Below are 18,142 nucleotides of genomic sequence, written 5' to 3'. Positions count from 1 at the left end.
ACCCCCCAAACTTACCCCAACGTGGCAATGGGTTGAAATGCCATAATAATCAGGGTATCATCCGGGGCTAAATACTGAAATTGACTGCGTTTGGGGTTGAGTAAAATGGCTCCATCCCCCCGGCGAATGCCCACCAGCATCAAGGGCTGTTCCGGTTGGCTGAATCGGCTCACCTGCTGGCTTAATTCCCCAAAGGATAACCCCCGCCAACTGACCGGATAATGCCCCGGTTCAATAAAATAAAATTCATTCGTATCCTCTGTGTAAGTCAGCAGTTGTTGATAAACCACCGACATATTTTTGAATAAAGCACTTTGGGCAATAATTCCCGAACTGTAGTCCCGTGCCGACACCACTTCATCCACCCCCGCTTCTTTGAGATGGCGATAGCGGTCAAGATTCACCAGTTCGGCAACCACATGGATATTGCGTTGGGAATGGGGGATTTGCTCTAAATGTTTAATCGCTAGGGCAATGAGGGCATTCTTTTCATCCGATCCTTGCGTATCCTCATCCGCTAATAGAATAATGGCTTTCGCCTGGGGAGCAAAAAATTTTTGTAACGTGGCATGGTGGGTGGGGTCAGCCTGGATAAAGTAAACGTGTGTCTGGGAAGAAAATTCTGTTTTTTGGGGAATTTCCGAAGCAGAAATCACCACAATATCCCGGGGTTGTTTTTGATTCCCTTGTAATAATTGGTGAATCACCGCCGGAGCCTTTTCATTCCAATTACAGATAATAATATGGTCATTGAATACCTGCATATTTTTCTCCTGTAGGAGGGCTTGGGTGACAAAGAACGAGGAAAATTTTCCCACTAATGCCCCAAAGATAAACGTACCAAAAAGCAGAAGCAATAGCTGAAAAACTTGCCCCAAAATGGTTTTGGGTTTATCGGGATATTCCCCCACCAAGGTAATCAAAACATTGGTGATAATCTCCCAAGCCGTAGCAGGGTCAGCAAATCCCCCTTCGCTCCAGAGCAGGATTCCCACCACCGCCCCGACCATGCCTAGCCCGAGCACCCACCGGGTATCCCGAGGGATTTTTCTGAGAACCAACCAAACCTGACCCGGCGGGAACGCCCATTTTATGCCCCTTGGGAAGCGATGTTTCGCAGTGCCCCCAACGGCTACCAGCTTGAATCCGGGCATGGTGCTCGCCCCCCTGGTGTTCCCAAAAGGATGCTATCATAAATAAGCTGATGAAATGTGTAGGTACGTTCCTAAGTTCTCTGGGCTATTCCATGATGCAACGCCGTAGCCGATTTGACCCAACCCATATTCTGTTCCGCACTGAGGAACTCCTGCGGGATGCCCGTAACCGCTATGAAGTCACCCACCAGGTTTCCCTGTGCGCCAAACGCTGTCGTTACGAAGACATGGATGCCCTGGATGACCCTTTTAATAAGCCCGTTATCCGAGCCATTATTGAAATGGCGGAAAAACTCAAGCCCGAACTGGTTGGGGATGGTTTGACCGACGCCCCCGCAAGCCCAACCAGCTCCAATAAGTAAAAGTAAAAAAGTAAATTAAGGGCACCTCTAGCACTTCAAAGTTAGCGGTCGGTATGGGTATGCCAGCCAGATAACCTTCAATAGGTACTAATAAATAAAAGTGCCCAAGGATTGAATTGGGAATATCGGTCGCAGGAGCACGGCTCCCATCCTTGGTTCTGGGGAATTTTTGTTTGTTAATTAAGTAAGGTTGCGATAGTTCACCATGCACGTGCGATTGCTCTAAAAATAGTACCCATGCGTACCCATTCGCTAAATTGCCAATGTATCCCATAAATACCTAATAACCCCTAGCCAGCGACCCCCAAAAAAAATCTTTAGCCTGGATTGAACCTGACCCAACCCCCCTCAGTCTATACACCATTAGAGGATTGAGGACAGACGCAGAGCCGGGGTGGCAGAGCCAGTACCGGCCTTTTTTTTTTGCCCCGTCCCTAGCCCAACAGGGATTCCAACTGGGCTAAATTCGGCACCCGGATCAACCCCCGGGGGTTCGTATCGTCCTTGTCACGGCGGGCGGTTTTCCCCGTTAGCCGCTCAATGATGCCCTCCTGTTCCAACTTGCGTAAGACACGGGTGACGGTTTCCCGGGTCAATCCACTCAAACTGCCCAACTCCCGATGGGGCAAATTGGGAATTTCAATCCCCTGGGCACTGGTGCGCCCTTGCCCCTCCGCCAGAAAGAGCAGGACATCCACCACCCGGGCCACACTGTCCGATTCCCGCACCCGTAACCGGCGATTCAACTGCCGCAGTCGCCGTGCCATCAACTGGGACAACCGCAAGCCCATCAACGGTTCCGTCTGTACCACGTTCATAAAATCCCGAGCCGACAAACTCCCCAACAGCACCTGGGTCACGCTCAAGACATCGCAGGAACGAGCCGAAGCCGCCAACGCCGCCATTTCCCCAAAAATTTCCCCCGGCCCCAGGATATTCAGCGTAATCTCCCGACCCTCCCGGTTGTGGGTACGGATTTTCACCCAGCCCTCGATGATGAAGTACACCGTACCGCCCCCATCCTCCTCCATGATCAACAGCTTCTCCGGCTCATGCTGAGCTAGAAATAACCGTTGACTGATCCGTTCCAGCGCCGTGCTTGACCAACCCTCAAACAGGGGCGAATCACGCAGGGCAACCAGAACATCGGGGGTGGACTTTTCCACGGATTGACGACACTCCTGTCCAACAATGTAAACGAATTGGCAAGACCTTATGCTACAGTTTGTACAGAGGGAATGTGAACAAAATTAACAGTGGGTGAGGTATGATAAAGAACGCTTTCTTCCTATTGAAGCAAAAATCGTTCCCTGTCTCTATCATAGGGGGACAGGCATGAATGCCCAACCCGTGGTAACCACGGAACATTTATTTTACTATCATCGCTGTTCCCGTCGCAGTTTTCTCGATCACCGGCAAGGGGTTGTCCCCCAACCCGAACGTTCCCGCCACCGGGAGCAGGTCACCAGTCGTTGGCCGGGGCAATGTCCCCAATATCAGCCGCCCGATTGGCATACCGGCTTCCAAGCGACCCTAGACATGATGCGCCAGGGGGTGCCTGCCATTCACCAGGGGGTACTTCAGGTGGTTACGCCCGCCGCCGTGCTGGTGGGTCGCCCAGACCTACTGATTCGGGAACCCGGTGCTTCCCGCTGGGGGGATTGGCATTACCGCCCTTTGGAAATTCGCCTGGGACAACGACCCAAACCGGAATATCAGGCAGTGGCGGCGTTTCACAGTTGGTTGCTGGCGCAATTGCAGGGGGTCTGGCCCCGGTGGGGGGAATTGGCGCTGCCGGGTCCGCGGTTTTTGCGGGTCAATCTGGAACAAGCGCTACCGCCGATGCACCAAATGCTCGCCGCCTGTCTGGACACCCTCAAACAAAAGGATGCCCCGGAGGTGTTTATCAGCCGCAGTCGCTGTCAACTCTGTCCCTGGTTGGATTATTGCAGTACGGTTGCCAAACAAAAGCATCACCTAAGTTTGGTGCCGGGGGTAACGCTAAAACGCTATGAGGAATTGCAAAATCTGGGCTTCAACCGCATTGATGACCTGGCGCAGGCGGACCCCCTGTTGATTTACAACCGCACCAGTTTGGGGGTGAATACCAGCAATAAATTAGTGCGGCAAGCCCAGGCGATTGCCCAACAGAAAGCCTTGTCGGTGGCACCCATTTCCCGTTTGCCTCAAGGGAATATCGGTTATTTTTTTGATATTGAAGCGGAACCCTATTTGGACTGCGTGTATCTGCATGGGGTGTTGTTGGTCACGCCCCAGGAACAAAGGTTTTATTCCCTGGTGGCAGAGCAGGTGCATCAGGAGGGGCAGGTCTGGCAGGAATTATTAACCTTGCTGGAGCGCTATCCCCAGGCGCCCATTTATCACTTTTGCCCCTTTGAACCCCAGACGATTCAACGGTTGGGTCAAAAATATGGCACGGTACCTGCCCGCATCCAGGCGATTCGCCAGCGGTGTGTGGATTTGCACGCCCGGTTGGTGCGCTCGGTGGTACTGCCGGTGGAAAATTACACCCTGAAGGCGATTGCCCGGTGGTTGGGGTTTGGCTGGCAGAATCCCCGGGCGGATGGGGCGCAATGTACCCAGTGGTACAACCAATGGCTCCAAACCCAAGACCCCAGCTATCTCCAGGCGTTGCAACGATACAACCAGGATGATTGCTATGCCACCTACCACCTGTATCGCTGGCTGGTGGACTTCATGCGGCAACAGCAGGCTACCCCCCTGCCGACCCGGTCAACCGGCTGATTCCTGCCGTCCCCCCGAAAAACCCCGCCCCGGTCGCCACTGCACCGCCCCCGCCTGCCCCGTGACAAAGGTGGGAATTTGTAAGCGTTCCAACCGCCCCAGGTCGCTCTTTTTCACCCGAAAGTTGGAGGCAATCGCCCCGTAGGGTTGCAGGGTTTGGAGCAAACGATTTCCCAGACTGCCGCCGCTCCACCACAGCACATGGGCGGGGAGTACCCCCTGCTTGACCAGGGCATCCTGTTGCTCAAACCTACTCTCTGGCAACCAGACCAAACTTTCGTTTCCGGCAGTAATGCGAAGTAGGGATGGATTGGTTGGGGTCAGGGTTACATTCACCTGTCCCAGAACCACATCCTGGAGGGCACTCAGGGGTTGGGGCGTAATTTTGGGGGGTTTGGGGTCGGGCAATTCCCCATAAAATTCTCGCACCGGCAGTACCGCACTCAGATTTGTCCAGCCCTCGTTGGACACCCCCGGCAGGGCAACCCCCAGGTCAATCTGATTCACCCCTTGCAGTTGCAAAAACGGCAGGAGCGTAAATTTCACCGTCTTTTCATCCCCGGCGTTGATCACCCCCACCTTGCCCCGGTTCTCAATGACCATCACCGGGATTCTCCCCGTATCCAGGACGGTGAATTCCAACTGGGTCATGCGGTTGTACAGCAGGGGCACCAGAATCATCGCCACCCCAAACAGTGCCACCCACCCCCAGCGGCGTCGCCACCAGTCCCACCCGGAACAGACCAACCCCAACAGGACATAGACCAGCACCATCTGCCCCGCCGTAATTTTCCCCGCCGCCAGGGAATTAAACGGCAATTGATTTGTCCAGGTGACAATCGCCAACAAAAAATCCAGCGGGTAGGCTAACAATTTCGCCGACCATACCCCCGCCGGGAACAGCACCAGCCCCACCACCGCCGTCACCATTCCCCCCAAAGTCAGCAAAGTGATAATGGGAGCCGCCACCGCATTCAACAAAATTGCATAAGTGTTAATCAACCCAAAGCTGTACAACTGCAAGGGCAATGTCCATAAATAAGCCGCCGTCGGCACCGCAATCAATTCCGCCAATGCCGGGGGTAAAAACGTCAAACTTTGGGCAATCGGTGTCGCCAACAGCATCAATCCCAAAGTCGCCAGAAAACTAAACTGGAACCCCAAATTGCCAATCCAGTTGGGGTTATACAACAGCAGTACCGCCGCCACCAACAGGAGCAAATGCAACGGCTGACGTTTCCCCGTTACATCCCCCTCGCCCGTTTGCACCAACCCCCACAGCCCCACCGCCCCCATCAGGGATGCCCGTGCCACCCCTGCCTCAAACCCCGCCAGCATCACAAACAACCCCAAAGCCCCCAACCCCGCCAGCATTTGCGTCCGCAAGCCCAGGCGATTGGTCAAGGCCAGCACCGTTCCCAACAACAGGGACACATGAAACCCGGAAGCGGCAATCGTATGCGCCAACCCCGCCCGAGTGAACGCCGTGCGTAAATTCCCATCCAAATCCACCACCCGTGCCCCCACCACCATCGCACTCACCAACGGTCCCCGCAAGGCTCCCAACGCCTGGGTATGCACATCCACAATTTTTTGCCGCAGTCGCCAGAACCCCCAGGTGCCCTGCCCCGTCGGGTCCGTGAAATACACCTCCTCCCCCCGCATCCCCGCAAAAGTGTTATGTTGCGCCAGATAATTCTTAAAATCGAACCCCCCCCGAAATGCCGCCGTCACCGGCAAATACACATCTCCCTTGATGGCAACTTTACGCCCCGGGGTAATGCCTTCCGCCTGGTCAGGCGCCACCGTCACATACAACTTGCCCGTCACCCGTTCCGTCCGTGTGTAGGGAGCTTCCCCCAGTTCCATCTGTTGCGCCTCTAGGAAAAACCGCCGTTTCCCACTGGAATTGAGGCGGGGCAAATTCAACGCCTTCCCCGTCACCACCACGTCAAATTCTGGGGCTTTGCGGCTAATATCCTGGGGACCCGGTTGGGGGGTTCGCCATTGCAAATACAATCCCGCCAGCAGGGCAATCCCCCCCGCCACCAGCCACACCCACCACACCAGACCCCAACGGCGCAACTGGGGCAGACGCAACGCCAATCCCGCCAATACCACCGCCAATCCCGCCAGCACCACGCCCCCCCAGCCGTAGGGAACCAACGCCCCCAGCAAACCCAACACCCAGGCGGCACAGAGAACCACCACCACTTCCGAATTGAAAGACTTGCCCATGAATTCCCCCGCACCCTGCCCCGATTGTAACCAGGGGATTTCTAAAACCCAAATGACTTGGTAGCCCAGATCACATCCGCCTGAACATTCTTGAACCTCAACCCGCCCGCCGGTTTGGGGCAACCCATTGCCTGGATCAAAAGCCTGGGTTTGCTACTTTGGGTCGCAGGGCATCGTCCTGTTCATATTTTTTGATAGATATTTGATAGATACGCCCTAGTTCTTTTGATAACTTATTCTATTCCTATGAAATAGGCTTTAATCGTCATTAGGGAACCTCTAAACAATAGGTGGCGTAGCCCCCGGACTTGGTTCTTCTAAACATTATTAACCATTATAGGGCACTTCTAAAAACAGGTCGCAGGGGCGTAGCCCCCGTCGAAGAAGCACCTGCGGTATATGGTTCTCGATAATATGGGCATTCCAGCAAAATGACCTTCAATTCATGCAAATAAATCAAGATGCCCTATATGTATCAATCAAATGGGATTGCGGTGTAATACAACCTTCTCGGTGGTTACAGATTTAGTTTTTGCTATTGACAAATGAAACTCAACTCAGGTTTAATGATGCTAAACCCATAAAATTTTTAATATGTCCTGGCAAAAGTTGTGGTGTGGGCTTTGCATTCAGGGCTTGTCAGTCGCAGGGTTGCTTACTGCGGCGCAGGCAATGCCTCAGCGGGGAAAGGGCGGGCAGGTACCGGAATTTAAGACCCCGGTGTCCGAGGTTATTTCAGAAAACGAAGATACCCCACAGATACGCAAGGGAGGAGGCACATCCCGGCGGGTAAAATTGCCCAAGTCTCCCCAGGCGGACACCGTTGCCACCCCACCCCGGGAACCTTTTAGCGGCGGCAATCCCACCAATACTCCCTTTGCCCAAATTGACCCCGACCCGAACCAACAGCGGTTGATCCAGCCCCAACAGGTGCAACCGGTTCCCCCTGCCCCCCCCCGACAGGAAACTCCCTTTGTGCCGGGCACCGTACCGGGTGACCCCAACCAGTTGTTGGTGGTGGACTCCCTGGAGGTGGTGGGCAGTACGATTCTTTCCCCCAAGGAAATTGCCAAACTCATTGAGCCGGTGTTGTACCGCCAGGTGACCCTACGGGAGGTGCAGGAGGTGGCGGATGCGATTACCAAAATCTATGTGGATGGGGGGTACATCACGTCCCGGGCGACGATTGCCGCTGAGACCATTCCCTCTCGTAAACTGCGGATTGATGTGACGGAAGGACGGTTGGCGGATATTCAAATCACGGGAAACCAACGCCTGTTTACCAGCTATATCCGGGATCGGCTGAAACTGGGAGCCAAAACCCCCCTCAATAGCAATGCCCTGGAAGACCAGTTGCGTTTGCTCAAGGCGGTGCCCTACCTGGAGAATGTGGAAGCCAGCCTGCGTCCGGGGGACAAACCGGGGGAAAGTATCCTCGTAGTGCGGGTGCAGGAGGATAAACAACCCTTTGTCATGTCCTTTGGGGTGGATAATTATGTGCCGCCAAGCATCGCTACGCAACGGGGCTATGTGTCCCTGGGGTATCAAAACCTCAGTGGGATTGGGGATGAAATTTTTGGTTCCTACACGGTGGGGTTAAATTTCACGGATTGGGAACGGGCGGCGTTGAATGAATACAATTTCACCTACCGGGCACCGATCAACCCGATGGATGGAACGGTTCAAGCCCGGGTATTGGTGACCAATAATCGCATTACCGATGAGACTTTTGAGGCGCTCAATATCAGCGGGGAATCCCAGTTGTATGAGTTCAGTTTTCGGCAACCCATTATTCGTAGCGTGCGGCAGGAATTAGCCCTATCCACGGGTTTTACTTGGCAACGCTCCCAAACGTTTACTTTTGCGGGACCCACGCCTTTTGGTTTCGGGCCGGATGAAAAGGGATTCAGTACCACCAGTGTTTTGAAATTTGGGGCGGACTACATTTATCGGGATGCGACAGGGGCATGGTTAGCTTTAGGGCAATTTAATTTGGGGTTGCCCATTTTTAATGCCACCCAAAATACGGATGGTTCTATTCCCGGCAAAATTATCCCGGATGGGCGGTTTTTTAGCTTTCAGGGGCAGGGGCAACGGGTGCAGAATTTGGGGAATGATTTTCTCCTGATTGTGCGGGGGGATGTGCAACTGGCGGCTACACCCCTATTGGCGCAACAGCAGTTTGTGATTGGGGGTGCCCAGTCGGTGCGGGGTTATCGCCAAAACGCCCGGGCGGGGGACAATGGTTTTCGTATTTCCTTGGAATCCCGGGTGCCGATGGTGCGGGACAAAAACGGGCAGGTTGTTTTCCAGTTGGCACCGTTTATTGAGTTTGGGCGGGTGTGGAATAATCGCGCCAATCCCAATCCCCTGGTCACTCCCAACACCTTGGCGGGCATAGGCATGGGCTTGCTTTGGAATCCGATTCAGGGGATGGATGTGCGTTTAGATTTGGGCGCACCTTTAATCTATAACCAAGACCGGGGGAATGATGCCCAGGATTATGGCATTTATTTCAATGTCAACTACCGAGCCTTTTAAGGGAATGGTGTAGGTTCATTTCTGCACCCCATTCTGGGGAATTTCTGGATGCCTAGGGCACGCAAACTGACGTTAATCGAGGGGGATTGCTATCGGGGAACCTCTATTTATTTGAACCAATCATCAATCCCATCGTGGGAATGCCCCGATTAGCCAGAACCAAGGGCGAGGAAACCGCTAACTTTGAATTGATAGAGGTGCCCATATTTTTATCCTGAGAAAATTAAGGGTTACAGGGCATTCCCTCACCCTCGTTTTGAATTATTTTGAATCATTTTTTACTGCCATCAATTATCTAAGAAGGCAGTTACCCACTCGGATTAGTCCAACTGTTCAAAATCCCCACCCGGACTGCCCGCCGTCACCGCCCCAGGGTTGCTACTGCGCCGGTACATCTCCGCCCCCATCTGGCTGAGGTTTTTATTCAGTTGGTTCAACTCCTGACGGAAATTGTCCAAGGGGGTCATGGAATCCCCCATCAACCGGCGAATCCGCCCCACCCGTGCCGCCGCCTCAGACTTGACCGCATCATTGACGTAGTTGCCATGCTCCCGCAAGGTAGATTCATACAGGGACAGCAGAGCATCCGCCTGATTCTTGAGTTCCACAAATTCCCGCCGCTGCTGATCCACCTCTGCGTTAAACGTTGCCTCCAGAGTCAAACGTTTAATCTCTTCCGCACTCAAGCCCCCGGTATTGGTCAACCGCACCGACTGACTCCGCCCCGTCCCCTTATCCATCGCCGTCACCTGCAAAATACCATTGGCATCAATCTCAAAGGTGACCTCGATCTGGGGCACCCCCCGGGGGGCTGGGGGAATCCCGCTGAGTTCCAACCGCCCCAAACTCTTGTTGTCAGCGGCCATGGGTCGTTCCCCTTGCAGGATATGCACCTCCACCACCGTTTGATTGTCCGTAGCGGTGGAAAAGGTCTGGGACTGGCTGGTGGGAATGGTCGTATTCCGCTCGATGATCCGGCTGAAAATCCCCCCCAAGGTTTCAATCCCCAAGGACAAGGGGGTGACATCCAACAGCAACAGGTCCTTGACCACCTCGTTTTTGCCCACAATCCCCGCTTGCACCGCCGCCCCAATTGCCACCGCCTCATCAGGATTCACGGATTTCTCCGGGGCTTTACCGTCAAAATAATCCTGGATCGCCTTTTGTACCGCCGGAATCCGCGTCGAACCCCCCACCAATAAAATCCGGTCAATATCCCGGGGCTTCATCCCCGCATCCCGCAGGGCTTGGGCGACTGGCTCCAGGGTTCCCTGCACCAAAGAACGGGTCAAATCCTCAAACTTCGCCCGGGTCAATTCCACATCAATATGCTTGGCACCCGTGGCATCCGACGCAATAAACGGTAGGTTAATCGTGGTGGTTTTGGCACTGGATAATTCAATTTTGGCTTTTTCCGCTGCCTCCCGCACCCGTTGCAAGGCCATTTTATCTTGGCGCAAATCCAAGCCTTCCCGTTCTTGAAAGTCCTTCAGCAACCAATCCACCAAACACGCATCAAAATCATCCCCGCCCAAATGATTGTTCCCGGCGGTGGAAACCACCTCAAAAATCCCATCCCCCATCCGCAAAATGGACACGTCAAAGGTGCCCCCGCCCAAGTCAAACACCAATACCGTTTGCTCCTGATCCTGCTTGTCCAATCCAAAGGCCAGAGCCGCGGCCGTCGGTTCATTCACAATCCGCAGTACCTCCAACCCGGCAATCGTCCCCGCATCCTTGGTGGCCTGCCGCTGGGCATCGCTAAAATAAGCAGGTACCGTGATCACCGCCTGTTTCACCGGTTCCCCCAAAAAATTCTCCGCATCCTGCTTGAGCTTTTGCAAAATAATGGCGGAAATCTCCTGAGGCGTGTAGGTCTGATTGCGGATTTCCACATTCACCGTGCTGTCTTTGCCCGGCACACATTTGTAGGGCACCCGCTTGCGCTCGTCCTCCGTCTCTGACCAGCGTCGGCCAATGAACCGTTTGATGCTAAAAACCGTATTTTCCGCATCCGTCACCGCCCGCCGTTTCGCCGGTTGCCCCACCAAACGTTCCCCCGTCTTGCCAAACCCCACCACACTTGGGGTCGTGCGCCCCCCCTCCGAATTGGTAATCACTACAGGCTGTCCCCCCTCCAGCACCGCCACGCAACTGTTGGTGGTTCCTAGGTCAATACCGACAATCTTCGCCATAACATCTACCCAGCCAGTTAGAGAAGGAATGAGACGAGTAACGCTTTGTACAGTATTCCCAAAACGTCAGTGATAATGATCACCTACTGGGAAAAAATTTATAAGGAACTTGAGAGGGCTAACAAGATTGACATTGCCCCCCATCATACCCCGAACCCGGGCTTCCCGCCTAGTCCGTCCCCCCAGTTGGGGAAGCCTCAACCTTCCCGGTGGACACCTTCACCAGGGCATGGCGCAGAACCCGGTCTTCCTCCCCCACCTTCAGGAAATAGCCCCGCCGCAGTTCTTCAATGACGATGCCCTCTTCGTACTCATGGCTGGCCTCCTGCATCACCGCCTCGTGCCGGTTGGGGTCGAAGGGTTGGCCTTTCCCAGGGATGGGGGCCACCCCCAATTTTTTCAGTTCCTCCACCATCTGCTTATAGACCCCCTGGTAATTTTTGTGGATGGCCATGCCCTCTTCCGTCTCTGGGCGAATATGGGTGCGGGCCCGCTCAAAATTGTCCACCACTGCCAGCAGTTCTTCCAGCACCTTAGCCTTGGCCTTGAGGCTGGCCTCCTCCTGATCCCGTTGCACCCGGCGGCGGTAATTGTCAAAATCGGCGGCCAAACGCACCAATTGCCCCCGTTGCTCCTCGGATTGCTGTTCCGCTTGGGCGAGTTTTTGCGCCAGCAGTTGGTTCTCTGCCCGCAGGGTAGCGTTGCGTTCCCGCTCCTGTACCAATTCTTCTCGCAAAGCCGCCAGCGCCTCCGGGGTAGGTTCTTCCGCAATCGCTAATTCCCCAAACGTGGCAGGGAGTTCCATCTCTCCATCCGCCGCAGGAGTGGGAGCCACCTCTGGGGCCCTGTCCTCCGGCGCCACAACCGGCTGGGCAGGGTCAGTCGCCTCTGCAAACGGGTCGGGAATTAAATCCTCCGGGGGGGAACCAGCATTCACCATAAACCAATCGCCACCAAAAATGGGAATTATTTATTGCTATCTCTAAATTACCATCCCTTTCATCCCGCCATCATGACCTCGGGGAAATTGGCGCAACCGTAACGTTGCACAAGCACCTTAGGCGGCAGGAACCAATAGCTGAAAATATACCCAAATTCCGCCCCATATCACACAAGGGCAACAAAATTGGTAATAGCCTTGGGGAATTGGGGCAGAACGTGTAAGCTAGGATCATCACCAAGTCCCATTTGTATCCCCACAAAACCGTTACTCTTTATGACTGAGACCTCTACTCCCATACAGCGCAATAAGGCGTTAGTCACGCAACAGACTGGGTTAAGTCCGATTGGTAAAGAAATTGTTAAGAAAGGGATTGCCAGCCGGGAGCAGATTAGCAGAGCCTTACAGAAAAGTCGGCAAGAGGGTCGTCCCCTGCCGGAGGTATTACAGGAAGTCACGGGTAAAGCCCTGCCCGCCGAGCTGGTGCGCCAGTACAAACGGCAACAGCTTTTTGAACTCAAGGTGCTCTACGGGGTGGAATCCCTCGACCCGGAACTCAACCCGATTTCTTTTAGCCAAATTAAAGAATTAGTGGATGTGCTGGTGCCTTTGGATACCTGCCGCCGCCATAGTTTTTTACCCGTGGCACGCCAGGAGGGCGAAAATCCCAGCCTGACCGTGGCGATGGTCAACCCGGACAATTTACAGGCGTTGGACGAACTGAATCGCATTACCCGGCAAAAGGGCTTGCGTCTGCGGCGGCGGGTGATCGCCCAGGAAGACTTTTTGCGGTTGATCAATCAATGCGCCAACGAGTTACAGGCTTCCAAGGTGGCGGGCACCCAGCAGGAAGTGAATATCAACACGGAAATTGACCTGTCCCCGTACGTGGACTTAGAGGAAGCCAAGGACGAGGAAGAGGTGGATTTGGCCGAGGCGTTGGCGGGGGCGGATGAGGCGCCGATTGTCGCCCTGGTCAACAATATCCTGGCGAAGGCTCTGAGCGAGGGGGTGTCGGATATTCATGTGGAGCCCCAGGAGGAGTTTTTGCGGATTCGGTTTCGCAAGGATGGGGTACTGCGCCAGGGCTGGGAAAATTTACCCAAACAGGTGATCCCGGCGGTGACCTCCCGGTTTAAGATTTTGGCGAATTTGGATATTGCCGAGCGGCGGATGCCCCAGGACGGGCGGATTCGCAAGATATTCCAGGGGCGCAAGATTGACTTCCGGGTGAATACCCTGCCCATGCGGTACGGGGAAAAAATCTGTATGCGGATTTTGGACAATTCCTCGACCCAGTTGGGCTTGGATAAATTGATCACCGACCCGGAGACCCTGAGTATCGTGCGGGAGATGGTGAAGCGGCCCTTTGGGCTGATCCTGGTGACGGGGCCGACGGGTTCCGGGAAAACCACCACCCTGTATTCCTGTCTGGCGGAGCGTAACGACCCGGGGGTGAATATCAGCACGGCGGAGGACCCGATTGAATACACTTTGCCGGGTTTGACCCAGGTGCAGGTGATTCGGGAAAAGGGGATGAATTTTGCCGCCATTTTGCGGGCCTTTTTGCGCCAGGACCCGGATGTGATTCTGGTGGGGGAAACCCGGGACAAGGAAACTGCCAAAACGGCGATTGAGGCGGCCTTGACGGGACACCTGGTGTTGACCACCCTGCACACCAACGATGCCCCCAGTGCGGTGGCCCGCCTCTCCGAAATGGAGGTGGAATCCCACATGGTTTCAGCGTCTTTGATTGGGGTGCTGGCCCAGCGGTTGATGCGGCGGGTGTGCAGTGAGTGCCGCATTCCCTATACGCCGACGGAGGAGGAACTGGCACGGTTTGGGCTGAGTGGTTCGGGGCAGGGGTTGACCTTCTACCGGGCCAATACCCTCTCCCCGGAGCAAATTCGCCAGGCCAAAGCCCAGGGGCAACCCATCTGCGGTAAGTGCAACGGGGCGGGCTACAAGGGACGGTGCGGGGTGTACGAGGTGATGCGGGTGACGGAGCGTCTGCAATCCCTGATCACGCAGAATGCCCCCACGGAGGTGATCAAGGAAGTGGCGGTGGAGGAGGGGATGAAGACCCTGCTGGCCTACAGTCTGGAACTGGTGCGCCAGGGGTTGACCACCCTGGAGGAGGTGGAGCGGGTGACCTTTACGGATACGGGGTTGGAGGCGGAACTGAAGGCCAAGCGCAAGCAGGGGTTGGTCTGCCGCAACTGCCATGCCAGCCTCAAGCCGGAATGGATGGAATGCCCCTACTGCCTTACCCCCCGGTTTAGCGAGTAAGGAGTAACAGAATGTTGAGACTGCCCTAGAGGAGGATGCCGATGGAATTGATGATGGAAGATTTGATGGAGGAGGTGATCCAGCGGGGCGGGTCGGACTTGCACCTGTCGGCGGGGTTGCCTCCCTACATCCGCATCAGTGGCAAGCTCACCCCCACGGATCATGAACCGATGACCCCGGAGCCAGTAGTGTTGAATGTTAACGAAAGGGTGGAAAAGGGAGACTAAAAATGGTATTTTAGATTGGTAGAAACCACGAGTAACAGTATTTTTATGAGACGACAAATTCAGGGACTTATCAAGCCCTTGCTGAACCTTCTTCCCAAAAACGACTATCCAGTCTTGGATACTCGCTTGTTTGTACTCATATGGATGCACTTCATTTTAGATGCAAGAGTCGCCACCATGCGGGGCTTATTCTTCCTCTTGAATCATCTCAATTTTAAAGTTGACATATCAACGTTTTCTAAGGCGTGTAAACATCGTAGCACCGAGCCGTTTCAAGTGATCCTAAGAGAACTGCAAAAACGGCTTAAACATCATCAAGGTGAATTTAAGCACTTATTCCCATTAGATTCTACCATTATCACCCTGACCAGCAAATTATTCTGGCACTACAAGCAGGTAAAATTGACGCTTGGCCTGGATATAAATGAGGGCAATATCGGTGACGAATCAATTATATTTGGAAAGACTAATGACCATAAAATTGGGCATCTTGTGATTGGGACGATACCTGAGAATGCCGTTGGTATCATGGATAGGGGTTTTGCTTCCTGGAAATTAATGGACGAAATGTGTAAACGAAATACATTGTTTATTGTGCGGATTAGAAATAATATGAAGTTGCAACCTGACAATCCGGATATTCGGGTAATTCAATTTTTTAATGAAGAGGAAAACACAGAATATAGGCTAGCGACTAACGTGACTTCGATGACGGATGAAGAGATTTGTTCAGCCTATCGTTTGCGCTGGCGAATTGAGTTGCTTTGGAAGGCACTAAAGATGCACTTGAAATTGGATAGAATCATTACCAAGAATGAGAATGGTGTGCGGCTACAGATTTATGCCGTATTGATTGGTTATCTAATTTTAAGATTGCTGGAGATAGGTCACAATAAGACCTATGAATTGATTGACAAGTTGCGATATTTACAAATAGAAATAGGCCGACACTGTAGCTTCATGGAACTCGTAGGGGTAGAGCCGCTCGTAGGATAACCCTGACCCCTTATGTTAAGTTTTATTACGGACATTCAACACTACTGCCCCGGAGCAATGCCAGCGGTTGATTTTTAGCATTTTGAATAACAACCAGCGGAAAATTTTTGAGCAAAATTGGGAATTGGACTGTTCCTACGGGATCAAGGGGCTGGCGCGGTTCCGGGTGAATGTGTACAAAGACCGGGGGACGGTGGCGGCCTGTTTACGGGCACTGCCCTCGAAAATTCCCAGTTTTGAATCTTTGAATTTGCCCCCGGTGGTGCGGGAAATGTCGGAAAAACCCCGGGGGTTGGTGTTGGTGACCGGGCCTACGGGGTCGGGGAAATCCACCACCCTAGCGGCGATGATTGACAATATCAACCGCACCCGGGCGGAGCACATTCTCACGGTGGAGGACCCGATTGAGTTTGTCTATGAGCCGCAAAAGAGCATTATTCACCAGCGACAGTTGAACGAGGATACCCGTAGTTTTGCCAATGCCCTGCGGGCGGCCCTGCGGGAGGATCCGGACGTGATCCTGGTGGGGGAAATGCGGGACTTGGAGACGATCCAGTTGGCGGTGACGGCGGCGGAAACGGGGCACCTGGTCTTTGGCACCCTGCACACCAGTTCCGCTTCCCAGACGGTGGACCGGATGGTGGATGTGTTCCCACCGGAGCAACAGCAACAGATTCGGGTGCAGTTGTCCAGTTCCCTGGTGGCGGTGTTTAGCCAGACTTTGGTGAAGCGGAAAAACCCCAAACCGGGGCAGTTTGGGCGGGTAATGGCGCAGGAGATCATGGTGGTCACCCCGGCGATTGCCAACCTGATCCGGGAGGGGAAAACCCCACAAATTTATTCAGCGATTCAGACCGGCGGGAAGTACGGGATGCAGACTTTGGAGAAGGTGTTGGCGGACCTTTACAAGAAGGGGGAATGCAGTTACGAGGATGCCATTGCCAAGACCTCGAAACCCGAAGAATTGCAACGTTTGATTGGGGGAGGTGCCGCGCCCACGGGTGCCAAGCCCGCCCACTAGGTTCGCCCCTCCAGGTTTGACCTGTGACTTTCATTTGGAGGTAAACGCCCATGCCGACCTACGTCGCCCGTGCCCGTGATGCCCAAGGCCGTTCCCGGGAACGCCGGATCAAAGCGGAAACGATGAAAGATGCCCGGACTTTGCTCCGGGAGGAGGGGATGTTCGTCCTGGAGATTAAGGAGGCTAAACCCTTTAATCCCATGGAGACGGAGCTCGATATTTCCTTTTTGAGCAGTGTTACGGTTAAGGATAAGGCGGTTTTTTCCCGCCAATTTGCCTCGCTGGTGAATGCGGGGGTGCCCCTGGTGCGGGGGCTGGGGATTTTGGTGGACCAGCAGACCAACCCGAAGATGAAAAAGGCTCTGGCCGCCGTGAGTGCGGATGTGCAACAGGGGAGTACCCTGTCGGATGCCATGCGCCAGCACCCGGAGGTGTTTGACAATCTGTACGTGGCGATGATCCAGTCCGGGGAAGTGGGGGGGGTGCTCGATGAGGTGCTGAACCGGTTGGCGAAACTGCTGGAGGATGCGGCCAAATTGGAACAGCAGATCAAATCGGCGATGGCCTACCCGATTGCGGTGACCCTGCTGGCGGTGGGGGTGTTTTTGGGGATGGTGCTGTTTTTGATTCCCATTTTCGGGGGGATTTTTGAGAGCTTGGGGGGGAAATTGCCGGCCTTTACCCAATTTATGGTGGATTTGAGTAAGTGGATGCGGAACCCGGTCAACCTGGCGTTGATTGCCGCGGTGGTGGCGGGGGCGGCTTTTGGGTACACGACGGCCTACAGCACCCGGGTGGGGCGGGAGATCATTGACCGGATCGCTTTGAATGTGCCGATTTTTGGGGATTTGATCCGCAAGAATGCGGTGGCCCGGTTTAGCCGTACCTTTGGTTCCCTGTCCCGTTCCGGGGTGCCGGTGTTGACTTCTTTGGAAATCGTGCGGGATACGGCGGGGAATCAGATCATTGCCAACGCCATTGATGATGCCCGGGAGGACATTCAGTCGGGGGGCTTGATTTCCCTGGCACTGCAAAAGGCGAATGTGTTTCCCAACATGGCGATTCAGATGATCAGCATCGGGGAGGAAACCGGGGAATTGGATGCCATGATTACCAAGGTGGCGGATTTCTACGAATCCGAGGTGGAAGCCGCCGTGAAAACCCTCACCAGCGTCATGGAACCGATGATGATTGCGGTGTTGGGGGGGATGGTGGGGTCGATCCTGGTGGCGATGTATTTGCCGATGTTCAAAATCTTCGACCTGATCAAGTGATCAAGCCCTAACACCGATGGGGCGGGGGACAGAGGTGCCCCACCACTATTTCAGTTTGCAATAGTTAAGATTCCTTGCTTATCATGGGGGAGTACACCCTGGGGTAAGTTTAGGAATTTTTTTATGATTTGCCCCGGTA

Annotated in this window: 12 protein-coding genes and 1 pseudogene; 8 read left to right on the top strand and 5 right to left on the bottom strand. The window is 54.2% G+C overall.

Features of this window, described 5'->3' with window-relative positions; translation table 11 throughout:
- Positions 1-11: 11 nt before the first annotated feature.
- Positions 12-1,154, bottom strand: a complete 1,143-nt coding sequence (locus MLD66_RS11085) for an NAD-binding protein (protein ID WP_247217855.1) — start codon at positions 1,152-1,154, stop codon at positions 12-14.
- Positions 1,155-1,249: 95 nt separating this feature from the next.
- On the opposite strand from MLD66_RS11085, the gene MLD66_RS11080 reads away from it, so the two are divergent.
- Positions 1,250-1,516, top strand: a complete 267-nt coding sequence (locus tag MLD66_RS11080) for a DNA-directed RNA polymerase subunit omega (RefSeq protein ID WP_247219088.1) — start codon at positions 1,250-1,252, stop codon at positions 1,514-1,516.
- Positions 1,517-1,950: 434 nt separating this feature from the next.
- Here MLD66_RS11080 and MLD66_RS11075 read toward each other — a convergent pair whose 3' ends face one another.
- Positions 1,951-2,607, bottom strand: a complete 657-nt coding sequence (locus MLD66_RS11075; RefSeq protein WP_247219086.1) for a Crp/Fnr family transcriptional regulator — start codon at positions 2,605-2,607, stop codon at positions 1,951-1,953.
- A 244-nt stretch (positions 2,608-2,851) separates the two neighbouring features.
- Between MLD66_RS11075 and MLD66_RS11070 the strand changes: the two genes are divergently transcribed.
- A complete protein-coding gene (locus MLD66_RS11070; protein WP_247217854.1) occupies positions 2,852-4,282 on the top strand; it encodes a TM0106 family RecB-like putative nuclease in 1,431 nt (476 codons plus the stop codon).
- Here the strand turns inward: MLD66_RS11070 and MLD66_RS11065 are convergent.
- Positions 4,271-6,520 (bottom strand): ComEC/Rec2 family competence protein, encoded by a 2,250-nt coding sequence (locus MLD66_RS11065; RefSeq protein WP_247217852.1) that lies wholly within the window; start codon positions 6,518-6,520, stop codon positions 4,271-4,273. The two genes, MLD66_RS11070 and MLD66_RS11065, sit on opposite strands and share 12 nt — an antisense overlap.
- A gap of 672 nt (positions 6,521-7,192) precedes the next feature.
- Here MLD66_RS11065 and MLD66_RS11060 point away from each other — a divergent pair.
- Positions 7,193-9,061 carry a ShlB/FhaC/HecB family hemolysin secretion/activation protein gene (locus tag MLD66_RS11060; protein ID WP_247217850.1) on the top strand — a complete coding sequence of 623 codons (1,869 nt, stop codon included), beginning with the start codon at positions 7,193-7,195 and terminating at the stop codon, positions 9,059-9,061.
- A gap of 320 nt (positions 9,062-9,381) precedes the next feature.
- Here MLD66_RS11060 and dnaK read toward each other — a convergent pair whose 3' ends face one another.
- Positions 9,382-11,256: a molecular chaperone DnaK gene (gene dnaK, locus MLD66_RS11055; protein WP_247217848.1), complete on the bottom strand. Its 1,875-nt coding sequence runs from the start codon at positions 11,254-11,256 to the stop codon at positions 9,382-9,384.
- Positions 11,257-11,425: 169 nt separating this feature from the next.
- Positions 11,426-12,196 carry a nucleotide exchange factor GrpE gene (gene grpE, locus MLD66_RS11050; RefSeq protein ID WP_247217846.1) on the bottom strand — a complete coding sequence of 257 codons (771 nt, stop codon included), beginning with the start codon at positions 12,194-12,196 and terminating at the stop codon, positions 11,426-11,428.
- Between the two features lie 276 nt (positions 12,197-12,472).
- Between grpE and MLD66_RS11045 the strand changes: the two genes are divergently transcribed.
- The 5 genes and pseudogenes from MLD66_RS11045 to MLD66_RS11025 all read left to right on the top strand — a co-directional run bounded on the left by MLD66_RS11045 (position 12,473) and on the right by MLD66_RS11025 (position 18,003).
- Positions 12,473-14,485, top strand: a complete 2,013-nt coding sequence (locus MLD66_RS11045) for a GspE/PulE family protein (protein ID WP_247217844.1) — start codon at positions 12,473-12,475, stop codon at positions 14,483-14,485.
- 41 nt (positions 14,486-14,526) lie between these two features.
- Positions 14,527-14,712 carry a hypothetical protein gene (locus MLD66_RS11040; RefSeq protein WP_339396986.1) on the top strand — a complete coding sequence of 62 codons (186 nt, stop codon included), beginning with the start codon at positions 14,527-14,529 and terminating at the stop codon, positions 14,710-14,712.
- Positions 14,713-14,757: 45 nt separating this feature from the next.
- Positions 14,758-15,708, top strand: coding sequence for a transposase (locus MLD66_RS11035; RefSeq protein ID WP_247214935.1), 951 nt, complete (start codon positions 14,758-14,760; stop codon positions 15,706-15,708).
- Positions 15,709-15,754: 46 nt separating this feature from the next.
- A pseudogene (locus tag MLD66_RS11030) lies at positions 15,755-16,729 on the top strand (type IV pilus twitching motility protein PilT); the annotation flags it as partial.
- 50 nt (positions 16,730-16,779) lie between these two features.
- Positions 16,780-18,003 (top strand): type II secretion system F family protein, encoded by a 1,224-nt coding sequence (locus MLD66_RS11025; RefSeq protein ID WP_247217842.1) that lies wholly within the window; start codon positions 16,780-16,782, stop codon positions 18,001-18,003.
- Positions 18,004-18,142 lie beyond the last annotated feature (139 nt).

Source organism: Synechococcus sp. C9 (genome assembly GCF_022984075.1).
Classification (GTDB): domain Bacteria; phylum Cyanobacteriota; class Cyanobacteriia; order Gloeomargaritales; family Gloeomargaritaceae; genus Gloeomargarita.
The sequence above is the reverse complement of the archived record's forward strand: the minus strand, read 5'-3'. Positions and strand labels throughout refer to the sequence as shown.